10 protein-coding genes are annotated in these 13,057 nt (G+C 69.0%); 9 read left to right on the top strand and 1 reads right to left on the bottom strand.

Going from position 1 to position 13,057, the window contains the following annotated elements; translation table 11 throughout:
- From AC1DU6_RS08530 to AC1DU6_RS08560, 7 genes are all read left to right on the top strand, one after another.
- The coding region (locus tag AC1DU6_RS08530; protein WP_477856700.1) for a flagellar basal body P-ring protein FlgI at positions 1–1,059 on the top strand (1,059 nt) is incomplete at its 5' end.
- Positions 1,059–1,931: a flagellar assembly peptidoglycan hydrolase FlgJ gene (gene flgJ, locus AC1DU6_RS08535; protein WP_477856702.1), complete on the top strand. Its 873-nt coding sequence runs from the start codon at positions 1,059–1,061 to the stop codon at positions 1,929–1,931. The genes AC1DU6_RS08530 and flgJ, both read left to right, overlap by 1 nt.
- Before the next feature lie 173 nt (positions 1,932–2,104).
- The gene (flgK, locus tag AC1DU6_RS08540) at positions 2,105–4,087 is read left to right on the top strand and encodes a flagellar hook-associated protein FlgK (protein ID WP_477856704.1); all 1,983 of its coding nucleotides are present in this window, start codon (positions 2,105–2,107) and stop codon (positions 4,085–4,087) included.
- A gap of 3 nt (positions 4,088–4,090) precedes the next feature.
- On the top strand, positions 4,091–5,374 hold the full coding sequence (flgL, locus tag AC1DU6_RS08545) for a flagellar hook-associated protein FlgL (protein WP_477856706.1): 1,284 nt from the start codon (positions 4,091–4,093) through the stop codon (positions 5,372–5,374).
- Positions 5,375–5,530: 156 nt separating this feature from the next.
- Positions 5,531–6,715 (top strand): EAL and HDOD domain-containing protein, encoded by a 1,185-nt coding sequence (locus tag AC1DU6_RS08550; RefSeq protein ID WP_457323845.1) that lies wholly within the window; start codon positions 5,531–5,533, stop codon positions 6,713–6,715.
- 41 nt (positions 6,716–6,756) lie between these two features.
- On the top strand, positions 6,757–9,234 hold the full coding sequence (locus AC1DU6_RS08555) for a sensor histidine kinase (RefSeq protein ID WP_457444729.1): 2,478 nt from the start codon (positions 6,757–6,759) through the stop codon (positions 9,232–9,234).
- Positions 9,235–9,243: 9 nt separating this feature from the next.
- Entirely contained in the window at positions 9,244–9,873 is a 630-nt protein-coding gene (locus tag AC1DU6_RS08560) for a response regulator (RefSeq protein WP_056199180.1), read from the top strand.
- A gap of 134 nt (positions 9,874–10,007) precedes the next feature.
- Here the strand turns inward: AC1DU6_RS08560 and AC1DU6_RS08565 are convergent, their stop codons facing one another.
- On the bottom strand, positions 10,008–11,345 hold the full coding sequence (locus AC1DU6_RS08565; protein ID WP_457444731.1) for a sensor histidine kinase: 1,338 nt from the start codon (positions 11,343–11,345) through the stop codon (positions 10,008–10,010).
- A gap of 173 nt (positions 11,346–11,518) precedes the next feature.
- On the opposite strand from AC1DU6_RS08565, the gene AC1DU6_RS08570 reads away from it, so the two are divergent.
- Positions 11,519–11,887, top strand: coding sequence for an Hpt domain-containing protein (locus AC1DU6_RS08570; RefSeq protein ID WP_056199185.1), 369 nt, complete (start codon positions 11,519–11,521; stop codon positions 11,885–11,887).
- Between the two features lie 7 nt (positions 11,888–11,894).
- A partial coding sequence (locus AC1DU6_RS08575; RefSeq protein WP_477856710.1) for a diguanylate cyclase domain-containing protein occupies positions 11,895–13,057 on the top strand: 1,163 nt, incomplete at its 3' end.

The following is a 13,057-nucleotide window of genomic DNA, read 5'->3' on the forward strand; positions in this document are numbered from 1 at the left end:
CCCGTTGCCCCTGCCCATGCCGCGCGCATCAAGGAGGTCGCCTCGGTCGCCGGCGTGCGTTCCAACCCTTTGACCGGCTACGGTTTGATCGTTGGTCTGGACGGCACGGGCGACCAGACGACGCAGGCGCCCTTCACCGGCCAGAGCCTGACGGCGATGCTGCAGCAGTTCGGCGTGCTGCTGCCCCAGGGCGTCACGATGCAGCCGCGCAATATCGCCGCCGTCATGGTGACGGCCTCGCTGCCGCCGTTTGCCCAGCCCGGCCAGCAGCTGGACATCAACGTCTCTTCCATCGGCAATGCCAAGAGCCTGCGCGGCGGCACGCTGATCGCCACGCCCCTGCGCGGCGCCGATGGCCAGATCTACGCGATCGCCCAGGGCAACCTCGTGGTCGGCGGCGCTGGCGCTTCTGCCGGCGGCTCCAAGGTGCAGATCAACCACCTCAGCGCCGGCCGCATTCCCGCAGGCGCCCTCGTCGAGCGCTCGGTGCCCACGCCCCTGTCCCAGGGCGACAGCATCCAGCTCGACCTGAACAGCAGCGACTACGCCACCGCGCGCGCCGTCGCCCAGGCCATTAACAAGGCCAAGGGCGCCGGCATCGCCCAGGCGCTGGACGGCCGCGTCGTGCGCGTGAAGGCGCCGTCCACGCCCGACGAACGCGTCGGCTTCCTGGCCGACGTCGAGAACCTCTCCATCGACATGGCGACGCCCGCGGCCCGCATCGTCATCAATGCGCGCACCGGCTCCATCGTCATGAACCAGGCCGTCACGCTGTCTTCCTGCGCCGTCGCGCACGGCAGCCTGTCGGTGACCATCAGCTCCACGCCCATCATCAGCCAGCCCAACGCACTGTCCGGCGGACAGACGACGGTGGCCGAGAAGGCCGACATCTCCATCCGCCAGGAGCCCGGCAGCCTCATCCAGCTGGCCGCCGGCGCGCGCCTGGCGGACGTGGTCAAGGCCCTGAACTCCCTCGGCGCGACACCTCAGGATCTGCTCGCCATCCTGCAGGCCATGAAGAGTGCGGGCGCCCTCAACGCCGAGCTCGAGGTGATCTGATGTCGTCGTCGTTCCAGTCCATTTCCGGCCAGAGCCTGGGCAGCCTTGATGCGCTCAAGGCCCAGGCCTCGCGCGACCCCAAGGCGAGCATCCGTGAGACGGCCAAGCAGTTCGAGTCGCTCTTCATGCAGGAAGTCATGAAGAGCATGCGCGCGTCCACCCTGTCCAGCGGCATGCTGGACAACAACGCGACCCAGCTCGGCACCGAAATGCTGGACACGCAGTTCGCCGGCAAGATGAGCGGCCTCCCCGGCGGCCTGTCGGAGGCGATCCAGAAGCAGCTGCAGCGCCAGATGGGCATCCAGGACCTGTCGCCCGAGAACATCAAGAAGAACAGCCAGACGACGCTGGCCCAGGCTCTGCCGGCACTGGCCACCAAGGGCATTCCCAACCACGTGCAGGGCTTCATCCAAAAGCACGATGCCGCGGCCCGCGCCGCGTCAACCRCCACCGGCATCCCGGCCAGCTTCATGGTGGCCCAGGCCGCCCACGAGAGCGGCTGGGGCAAGCGCGAGATCACCGGCGCCGACGGCACGCCTTCGCACAACGTCTTTGGCATCAAGGCCACGCCGGGCTGGAAGGGCAAGACCGTCGACGTGAGGACCACCGAGGTCATCAACGGCCAGGCCGTCAAGGTGACGGCCAAGTTTCGCGCCTACGGTAGCTACGACGAGGCTTTCAAGGACTACGCCAAGCTGATCAGCGGCAACGACCGTTATGCCAAGGTCGTCGCCCAGGCCCAGAACGGCAATGCCGCCGGCTTTGCCCGCGGCCTGCAGCAAGCGGGTTACGCCACCGACCCGGCCTATGCCGAGAAGCTGGCGAAGACCATCCAAACCACCCAGCGCGTGCAAAGCACGCTCATGGCTTGATATGACGCCCCTCGCCCAAGAAGAATCTTGGTCGGTCCCCCGCGGGGACGGCGATGCTTGCCGGTTCGACCGGCAAGCACATCGCCAGCGCGGGCCGGCTAGGGAGCGGCCCGGCGCTCGGCCCGCAAATCTGATGCACCGCAACTGCCGCGTGCGCGGAACGGAGAACTGAAATGGCCGGCTTGCTCACTCTCGGCGCCCGCGCGATGTTCGCCAACCAGGCGGCGTTGCAGACCATCGGCCAGAACATTGCCAACGCCAACACGCCGGGCTATTCGCGCCAGTCCGTGGTGCTGACAACCTCGGCCGGCCAATACACCGGTGCCGGCTTCTTCGGCAAGGGCGTGGACGTGCAGACCGTCGTGCGTTCGCACAACGAGTTCCTGACCAAGGAGGCCGCTTCCTCCAAGGCCACCGCCATGGCCGATTCCACCCGTGCCGAGCAACTGGCGCGCATGGAGAAGATCTTCCCGCCCGGCACCGAGGGCCTGGGCTATGCCGCCAGCCAGTTCCTGAACGCCATGGTCGACGTGACCAGCCGCCCCAACGACCCGTCGGCGCGCCAGGTCGCCCTGGGCCGGGCCAACGAGCTGGCCGTGCGCTTCTCCAACGCCGGCCAGCAGGTCACCGATCTGCAGGCCRGCGTCGTCAGCGACCTCAAGGCCAACGTCGTCGTCGTCAATCAGCTCGCGCAGCAGATCGCCAACATCAACGACCAGATTTCCAAGACCCGCGGCAGCGGCCACACACCCAACGACCTGATGGACCAGCGCGAACGGCTGATCTCGCAGCTCGGTGAGCATGTGGCGGTGACGACGCTGGCCGCCGACGACGACACCGTCGGCGTCTTCATCGGCGGCGGCCAGCGCCTTGTGCTCGGCAACCAGGYCTCGTCGCTGCAGGTCTCGGCCGACGCCTACGACCCGCTGCGCGCCGTGGTGTCGCTGAACGAAGGCGGCCAGAGCCGACCGCTGGACGAGAGCGTGCTGACCGGCGGTTCGATGACCGCGCTGCTGAGCTTCCAGAACAAGGATCTGCAGGACGCAAAGAACCTGCTGGGCCAGCTCGCAGCCGCCATCGGCACGCGCGTCAACGACCAGAACGCCCTCGGCCTGGACCTGTCCAACCCGCCCGGCAAGGGTGCCGCCATCTTCAGCGTCGCCGTCCCGAACGTGCTGCCGGCGGCCAGCAACCAGCGCACCCCCGGCGGTGGCTTCACCAACGGCGTCGCGGCCAGCATCGTCGACGCCAGCCAGCTGCAGGCCAGCAGCTACAAACTGAGCTCCAGCACGTCCGGCAGCTATGAGCTGACGCGCCTGTCCGACGGGCTGGTGCGCACCGTCAACGACGGCGACACCATCGATGGCTTCAAGATCGTCTTCACCCCTGCAGCGCCGGCCGCGGGTGAGAGCTTCCTCATCGAGCCCGTGGGTTCCKCCGCCGTCAACATGAAGCGCGTGCTGGACGCCCCCACGGGCATCGCTGCCGCGTCGCCGCTGACCGCTTCCACGAACGTCAACAACACCGGCACCCTCAGCGTCGACAGCATCTACGCGGTCAACCAGAACTTCGACCCGACCACGGCGCCCATGACCCTGCAGTTCGGTGCGCCCGATCCGGCCAACGCCAACAATGTGCAGTACACGCTGACGTTGGCCAACGGCAGCGTGCTCAGCGGCATCTGGAGCTCGGGCCAGCCCATCGGCAACCAACCCGCCGCCGGCATCGACCTCGGCTTCGAGCTGCGCACCAACGGCGTGCCGCGCAGCGGCGACAAGATCGCCATCGACCCGACGACCTACACCGCCACGAACAACGGCAACGCCAAGGCCTTCCTCAACATCCAGAGCGAAACCTTCGTCGGCCGCCAGGTGCTGGCTGGCGGCGGCTTCACGCCGGGTTCGACCATCAACGACACCTATGCCGCGGCGATGAGCGACATCGGCGCCCGCGTGCAGAGCGCCAACTACCTGTCCGACGTGTCCACCAGCGTCGCCGGCGATGCCGAGACCAGCCGCGCCGGCCAGGCCGGCGTCAACCTCGACGAGGAAGCCTCGCGGTTGATGCAGTTCCAGCAGGGCTACCAGGCCGCCGCCAAGGTGCTGCAGACAGCCCAGACCCTGTTCGACGAACTGATGCGAATTGCGCAGAGGTAATCCATGAGACTCGCTACCGCCAACCTCTTCGACGCGTCCATCGCCAATCTGCAGCGCCGGCAGAACGCGATGCAGACCCAGCAAGAGCAGCTGACCTCGGGCAAGCGCATCGCCCTGGCCAGCGACGACCCCACCGGCGCTGCGCGCGCCGAGCGGGCTCTGGCCTCCATCGGCCGCGTCGAGGCCAACCAGCGTGCACTGGAGGCCAGCCGCAACAGCATGACCCTGGGCGAATCGGCCCTGGGCGACGCCAACGAGCTGCTGCAGCAGGCCCGTGAAACCATGGTTTCGGCTGGCAATGCCAGCTATTCCGACGCCGAACGCCAGGGGCTGGCCACCAAGCTCAAGGGCATCCGCGACCAGTTGCTGGCCATCGCCAACCGGCCCGACGGCTCCGGCGGCTACATCTTCTCCGGCCAGGGCGCCTCCACCCCACCCTTCCTGGATCAAGCCGGCGGCGTCAGCTACATCGGCGTGCCCRGCAACATCCAGACCGGCAACCTCGACAACTTCCAGCTGACCATCGATGGCCGCGCCTCCTGGGAGCAGGYGGGCAGTGGCAATGGCTCCTTCGAGACGGCGCCGCGCACGCTGACCACCGACCCCACGACCGGCAAGTCCGTCGTGCAGCTGATCGACCCGGCCACCGGCGGCCCGCTGGTCAACGGCATCACCGGCAACGTGGCTTCGGGATGGATCGACAGCGGCCGCACCATCGACCCCAAGCTGCTGACCGGCCATAACTACCGTGTCGACATCGCCGGGGCCACGCCCTCGCAGACCTACACGCTGACCGACACCGACCTCGGCAGCGTCGTCTCCAGCGGCAGCTTCAAGCCGGGCCAGGCCATCACGGGCGACGGCATGGCCTTCACCGTTTCAGGCACGCCGGTCGACGGCGACGCCTTCGCCATCGCCGGCTCCAAGAACGGCCTCAAGGTCTTCGACGTCATCGACAAGGCCATCGCCGACCTCAACACCACGCAGCGCACTCCCACGCAGGTGACCCAGGCCAACACCACCAGCATCCGCGACATCGACGCCGTCATGGGCAATATGCAGAGCATGCGCAGCCAGGTGGGCGAACGTCTGAACAACCTCGACGGCACCGAAAGCCGCCTGGCCGCCTTGAAGCAGTACAGCGCCGAGGAAAAGAGCGCAGCCGAGGATCTGGACATGGTGCAAGGCATTTCCGACTTCCAGAACCAACAGACCGGCTATGAAACGGCGCTCAAGACCTATGCCATGGTCCAGCGCATGACGCTGTTCCAGTACATCCAGGGCTAGGCACGCCCCGCTGCACGTGGCTTCAGGACGGCACCGCGCCGTCGCTCCCATCTCTGGTGTGTCATCGCCGCGAATGAATTCGGTCACGAATCGTCCCGGTAGGGCGGCGGCGCTCGTGGCAGACTGCCGCATTCACCGCCAGCCCAGCGCCGCGCCATGTCCGACAACTCTCCCGCCGCTCTCGATCGCGCAATCCTGCCCGGTGTTGCCCTGGGCTATGCCCCCGTCATCGACCGCCAGCGCAACATCGCCGGCACACGGTTGACGCTGGTGCCGCTGCGCGCCGATGCCAGGACCGATCACGCCGAGCTGCTGGCCGCGCTGGCCGCGACCTGGCCCCAGGGCGGCGCCGTCATCAGCGCCCAGGGCGAAGCCCTGCTGACCGCCCTGCTGGCCCAGCCGCCGGCCGAGCCGACCCAGATCGAGGTGCCGGCCTTCATCGCCGCTGATGCCGCGCACGGCGACGCCATCGCCGCGTTGAAGGCGGCTGGCCACAGGGGCCTGCTCAAGGGCCTGCCCAATGCACCGCTGCCGGCCGCCGTCGGCGCCGCCTTCAGGCAGGTGGTGCTGGAGCCCGGCCAGGCCGCGCCGGCCGGCGTTGCCGTCGTGCATGCCGGCGTGCGTGGCGCCGACGCCATCGACGCCAGCTTCAAGGCTGGCGCCGAAATCGTCATCGGCTGGCCCATGGACGGCCCTTACGAAGCGACCGCCGGCGCCGCCAAGACTGAGATCGCGGCCGACCTGCAGGTCATCATGGAGCTCATTTCACGCGTCGACGAAGGCGAGGACGTCGAGCGCCTGGAGCAGACCTTGAAGCGCGACCCCAGCCTGGCCTTCAAGCTGCTGCGCTACATGAACTCGGCCGCCTTCGGCCTGCCGGTCGAGGTGTCGAGCTTCCGTCACGCCATCATGCTGCTCGGCTATGCGCGCCTGAAACGCTGGCTGGCCCTGCTGCTGACGACGGCCAGCAAGGACCACAGCATGCGCCCCATCATGTTCGGCGCCGTGCGCCGCGGCCTGCTGATGGAGGAATTTGCCGCCAGCATCGAAGACCGCGAGCAGCGCGACGAGATGTTCATCTGTGGCCTGTTCTCGCTGCTGGACCACATGCTCAAGGCGCCGTTCGAGAAGCTGCTGCAAAGCATTCCCGTGCCCGAGCGTGTGCGCCAGGCCCTGGTGGACGACAGCGGCCCCTTCCACCCCTATCTGGAGCTGGTGCGCGCCATCGAATCCGAGAGCGTGTTCGACTACCGCGAACGCGCTGACGCGCTGATGCTCGGCGCCGGCGAGATCAACGCCTGCGTGCTGCGGGCCTTGCACAAGGCCACCCAGCTCGAATGAGCAAGGCGCCATTGCGGATCATCGGCTCGCCAGGCTGAGCCATGTTCGGCCCGCCCGCCTCCACTGCCCTGCTCGACCTCGTCGGCGACCCGGTGCTGACGTTACGGGCGGATCTGTCCGCACTGCGCGCCAATCCAGCGGCGCGCGAATGGCTGGGCGCCGACGCCGCCGAGGGCTGGCGGCTGCTTCGCCATGCCGCCGGAGCGCGGCTGGAAAGCTGGCTGCGCGAGGCTGCCCATGCCATCGACGCCGGTCGCGCGCCGCCACTTGCGCCACCGCTCAAGCTCGCCGACGGCCAGCGCGCCACGCTGCACCTGCTGCGCGAACGACCCAACTGGGTGCTGCATGCGCGCCTCAGCGCAGCCGACCCTGGCGAGCCACCGCTGGCCGAATGGCTGGCCCTGCTGCCCCTGCCGGCCCTGCTGGCCGATGCCGCCAGCGGCACGCTGCTGCGCCACAACGCCGCTTTTGCGGGCCTCTACGCCGGCGCCCCCCGCCACCTGAACGACCTGCCCGATCTGCTGCAGGCCCTGCTGGGTTGGCACCGCGGCATGCCGCTGCCGGCACTGACGGCGCAGCGCCCGCAGGACGGGCCGCTGATCACCGAGGCCGAGTACATCGACCCGCAGGGCCAGCACCGCTGGCTGCAGGCGCGGCTGCGCCTGTGGCGCCATGCCGGTCGCGCCCAGCTGCTGGCGGTGCTGGAGGACCACAGCACGCTGCATGAGCGCGACCTTGCCCACCAGCAGCTCGACGCGCTGATGGACACGGCCGCGGTGGGCCTGGCCACCTTCCAGCCCGAAGCCGGCTGGCTCAAGGCCCACCGCAAAGGCTCACCCTTCAAGACCGGCAGCAAACAGCCAGGTGGCACGACAGGCACGGCCGGCTCGCTGCAGGGCATCAGCCGCGAGATCGTCGAGCCCGCCTCCCTGCCCGAATTCGAACGCCTGCAGCGTGCGCTGAAAAAGGGCGACGCCGTCGAGGTGCGCTATGCCGTGCGCCACCCCGAGCTCGGCCGGCGTTGGCTGCTGACCCGCGTCGCGCCTGGCCTGCTGGCTGGCGGGCGGCGCTCCACCTCGGTCGTCACGCTCGACGTGACGGCCCAGGCCCAGGCCGAGAACGCGCTGCTGCTGCGTGCCGAGAGCGAACGCGCCGTGCTGGATTCGGTGCTCGTGGGCATCGTCACCGTCGGGCCTGACGGCATCGAGTGGATGAACCGCTCGGCACGGCGCATGTTCGGCTGCGAACTCGAGGACGTGCAGGGCCAGCCCATGGGCGTGCTGGCGCCGGAGGATGACGAGCACGCCTTTCACACGGAGCCCGGCGCCGATGTGTTCGAGTGCCGGCTGCGCGGCCGCGACGGGCGCGAGTTCTGGGTCATCGGCAATGCGGTGCAGACGCAGCGAGAGGATGGCCCCGGCAAAGTCACTCAGCAGCTGACCTATGCCCTGCTGGACATCGACCGCCGCCGCCAGGCCGAGGCCCAGAGCCGGCTGGCCCAGGCATCGCTGGCCCGCATCATCGAAGGCGCGCCACTGGCCATCACGCTGCACGAGGCGCAGAGCCTGCGCATCGTCAAGCTCAACCACGCCGCCGCCACGCTCGCCGGCAGGCCCGAGGCCGCGATGCTGGGCGGCACGCCGGCGCAGCTCTTCGGCGACGAGCAGGGGGCGCAGGTGGTCGCCGACATGCGCGAGGCCCTGGAATCCCAGACCGTCGTGCAGCGGGAATACCACGTGCCGGCCGGCAACTCGACGCGCATCTGGGACGCGCGGCTGCTGCACCTGGCCGGTGTCGGCGGCGACGACACGCCCGAACTGCTGCTGCTCGTGGCCAGCGACGTCACCGAGCAGCGCGCCGCCGAGCAGGCACGGCTGCAGGCCGCCATCTCGCAGCGCGAGCTGTTGGTGCGCGAGGTGCACCACCGCATCAAGAACAACCTGCAGGGCGTGGCCGGCCTGCTGCAGCAGATCGCCGTGCGCCGCCCCGAGGTGGCCGGGGTGCTGAAGGAAGCCGTGGGCCAGGTGCAGGCCATCGCCCAGGTCTATGGCCTGCAGGTCGGCGCCTCCGGGCCGCTGGTGCTCAAGCGGGTGTTCGACGCCATCGTCGGCTCGGTGCAGCGCATGCAGGGCCGCGTCATCACCACGGCCGCCGAGGGCGGCGCGCTGATGGAGGACTGGTGCCTGCCCGAGGCCGAGGCCATCCCGATCGCGCTCAGCCTCAACGAGCTGCTCGGCAATGCGCTGCGGCACAGCAACGGCGCCCAGGTGCGCTGCCAGCTCATCTGCGACATGGCCGGCATCACCGTCGAGATCGCCAACCCCGGCCGCCTGCCCGAAGGCTTTGCGCTGCAGAACGTCAAGAGCGGCGTGTCGGGCCTGGGCCTGGTGCGCGCCCTGCTGCCGCGGCGCAGCGCCATCCTGAGCCTGGAACAGCAAGGCGACGATGTCGTCTGCCGGCTGGAACTGATTCCACCGAGCGTGGTTCACAATCCGGCCATAAAACCAAGTTCTGGATAGAGGGGCACGGTGAGCAAGGGCAAGATCCTGGTCGTCGATGACGACCGTCTGGTACTGGCGACGCTGAGCTATGGGCTCACGCAGGCCGGCTTCGAGGTCATCGACGCCGACAACGGCGACGATGCCATCCTGCTCGCCCGCGAACACCGGCCCGAACTGGCCCTGCTGGACATCCGCATGGAAGGCCTGACCGGCTTCGATGTGGCCGCCTATCTGCGCGAATTCCTGCAGACACCCTTCATGTTCCTGTCCGCCTTCACCGACGAGGCGACAGTGGCCAAGGTCAAGGAGCTGGGCGCCGTTGCCTACCTCGTCAAGCCGCTGGACATCTCGCAAATCGTGCCCGCCGTCGAGGCCGCTTTTGCACGTTCAACCACGCGTTCGACGCCCCCCGTCGCCACCTCAGCCCCGGCGGCACCGGCCGCCATGGCCCAGGCTTTCGAGGCCCCCTCGGAATTGCCGTCCATGGACGTGACGGCCCTGGCAGTCGGCGTGTTGATGCACCGCTATTCCCTGCCACGCGACGAGGCGCTCGCCCGCCTGATGAGCCTGGCCTCCGCCGATGGCCACAGCCTGCCCGAGCAGGCACGGCGTGTCGTGGATGCGCTGGAGCTGCTGGCGCGCCCGGGCCAGAAGTGAGCCCCTCGTCCAAGGAATACCTTGGCCGGTCCCCCAGGGGGACGGCGATGCTTGCCGGATCGACCGGCAAGCACATCGCCTAAGGCGGGCCGGCTAGGGAGCGGCCCGGCGCTCGGCCCGCAAAGCAATGGGCGTCAGCCCAAAGTGAAATAAAAACGCGAGCCCTCGCCCACGGCGGATTCGGCCCAGATGTCACCACCATGGCGGCGAACGATGCGCCGCACCAGGGCCAGGCCGACACCGGTGCCCTGGAAGTCGCTGGCGCTGTGCAGGCGCTGGAAGACGCCGAACAGGCGCTCGGCAAAGCGCATGTCGAAGCCGGCGCCGTTGTCCGACACGACGAAGACGCGCCGCCCGCCCTGCTGCACGCTGCCAAAGCCGATCTGCGTGCACTCGACCTTGCCGCTGTACTTCCAGGCGTTGCCCAGCAGGTTCTCCAGCACCATGCGCAGCAGCGTCGGGTCGCCCTGCACCGTCAGGCCCGGTTCGATGTCCAGCACCAGCTCGCGCTGCGGCGCCCCGCGCTTGATCTCTTCCATCACATAGCCGGCCTGTTGCGACAGGTTGACAGGCTGGCACGCCAGTGGCCGCGTCGACAGCTGGGAGAGCGACAGCAGCGCGTCGATCATGCTGTTCATGCGAGCGGCAGCGCTCATGACGCGGTCGAGGTGGTCATTGCCGACGCGATCCAGCCGCGCGCCGTAGTCTTCCTTGAGGATGCGCGCAAAGCCCTCGACGACGCGCAGCGGCGCGCGCAGATCGTGGGAGACCGTGTAGCTGAAAGACTCATGCTCGGCGGCCAGGTCGGCGGCCTGCGCCGGCTGGGGCGCTGGCGTCGCCTCGGCGGGCTCGTCGGGGCGGGCCGTGCCCAGGTAACCAGCGAAATGGCCGTGCGAGTCGATACAGGGCAGGCCGCGCAGCCGCCAGGCGGTGCTGCCATCGGCAGCGGCGAGCTGCAAGTCGACAAAGGGCTGGTGGGCACCGAGGCGCTCGCGCAATTGGGCGGCCGGCTCGGCAACCTCGAAGCGCTCCCACAGCTGCTGGGTGCTGGCGCCCGCACCCACCCAGCTCGATGACGGCGCGCCCTGCGGCGCCTGCCAGCGCACCAGGCGGTGCTCGGCATCGGTGGCCCATTGCCAGTCACGCTGCAGCTGGGCCTGCATCAGCAGCTGCTGGCGCACTTCGCGCAGGGGCTCGGCCAGGCGCTGGCGCGTCAGCCGCACGCCGGCATGCCAGCCCAACGCAGCCGCAACCAGCAGCAGGACGCCGGTGAAGAATGCCGTCAGCACCAGGGCCGCGTGCACGAGGCCAACCTCGCCGCCCCAGACCCGCATCAACGCCAGCACCACCAGGCCGCCCAGTACCAGCATCAAGATGGAGACCGTGGCCAGGGTCAGCATCAGCAGCCGCATCGGCAGTCGTCGCTCCTGGCGGCGCGAGATGAGCGCGCTGTCGTCGCTGAGGCTGTTCATGCGCTTCATTGTAGGCAGCGCTTCCCCAGCAACAGGGCCTGGGCATGCCCGGCGTCGCCCGATGTCAATAACCACAGCGCAGCCGGCCGAAAGTGTGCATTCCTTCGCGTTTGGCCCCCCTCCCACCCGAGATACATTTAGGCGTGCCGAGTCCCTGACCCGCAGACCAGTCCATGACCGCCTCACAGCCCGCAGCCCTGCTCGATCCCGAGGCGATTCGTCGCCTGCGGGAACTCGACCCGAGCGGCGGCAACAAGCTGCTGGAACGCGTCGTGGCGGCGTTCTCCAACTCACTGGACCGTTTGCTGCCCGACCTCGCCCGCGCCCGTGAAGGCGCTACACCTGACCTCGCCGTCGTGCGCCATGTCAGCCACACGCTGAAATCCTCGTCGGCGAGCCTGGGCGCCATGGCACTGTCTGCGCGCTGCGCCGACATCGAAACCATGGTGCGCGATGGCCGCGTGGACGGCCTTTCCGAGCAGTTGGACGCTATGCTCCAAGACATCCAACAGGTACGCGCGGCGTTGGCCGCGCTGCTCTAAGAGAAGCATGCTGCCTACCGGTCAAGCCCTCGACGACCTCCCGYCGCGCCCGCGCGTGCTGCTGGTGGACGATGACGAGGTCAATCTGCTGTTGACCGCCGCCGCGCTGCGCGAGCGCGGCTTTGAAGTCACCGAAGCGCCCAGTGGCAGCGAGGCCCTGGGCCTGCTGTCCACGCGCACGCCCGACGTCGTCGTGCTGGACGCGCTGATGCCCGAGCTCGACGGCTTCGAAACCTGCTCGCTGCTGCGCGCCACACCCGGCTTCGAATCCCTGCCCGTGCTGATGCTGACCGGCCTGGACGATGAAGCCTCCATCAACCGCGCCTACCAGGCCGGCGCGACCGACTTCTTCGTCAAGTCGCCGCAATGGAGCCTGCTCGACGGCCGGCTGCGCTATCTGCTGCGCAGCTCGCGCACCCGGCTTGAGCTGGAGCGCAGCAAGGCCAAGCTGGCGCGCGCCCAGGATCTGGCCCGCATGGGCAGCTTCGAATGGTGGCGCGACACGGCCGCCAGCTTTGCCATTTCCGCCGAGGGCCTGCGCGTCTTCGGCCGCGGCCCACAGGACCGGCTGGACTTCATCGGCGTCATGCGCATGGTGCCGGCGGACGACCGCCATGTCTTCCTGCGCCTGCTGCGCGACGTCATCGCCCACACCTCGGTGCTGGTCACCGACCTGCCACTGACCCTGCCCGATGGCCGCCAGCGCGTCGTCCACATCGAGGCCGAGCCGGAATTCAATGAGCAGGGCGGCGTCAACGGCTACACCGGCATCCTGCAGGACGTGACCGACCGCCGCCAGGCCGAGGACCGCATCCGCCAGCTGGCCCACTTCGACGCGCTGACCGGCCTGCCGAACCGCCGCCAGCTGATCTACCGTGTCGAGCGCGCCATCGAGAGTGCGCGCCGCGGCGGCCACGAGGTTGGCCTGCTGCTGATCGACCTGGACCGCTTCAAGGTCATCAACGACACCCTGGGCCACGCCGCCGGCGACGAGCTCCTCGTCGAGGTCGGCCGTCGCCTGCGCAGTTGCGTGCGCCATTCCGACCAGATTCTGGAAGGCGTGCTCGACGGCCTGGGCAACCGCAGCCATCGCGGCCTGGAAGCCGTGGGCCGCCTGGGCGGTGACGAGTTTGTCGCCCTGCTGCCCGAGGTGGCCGACGAACGCGATGC

Source organism: Roseateles sp. P5_B10 (assembly GCF_056400485.1).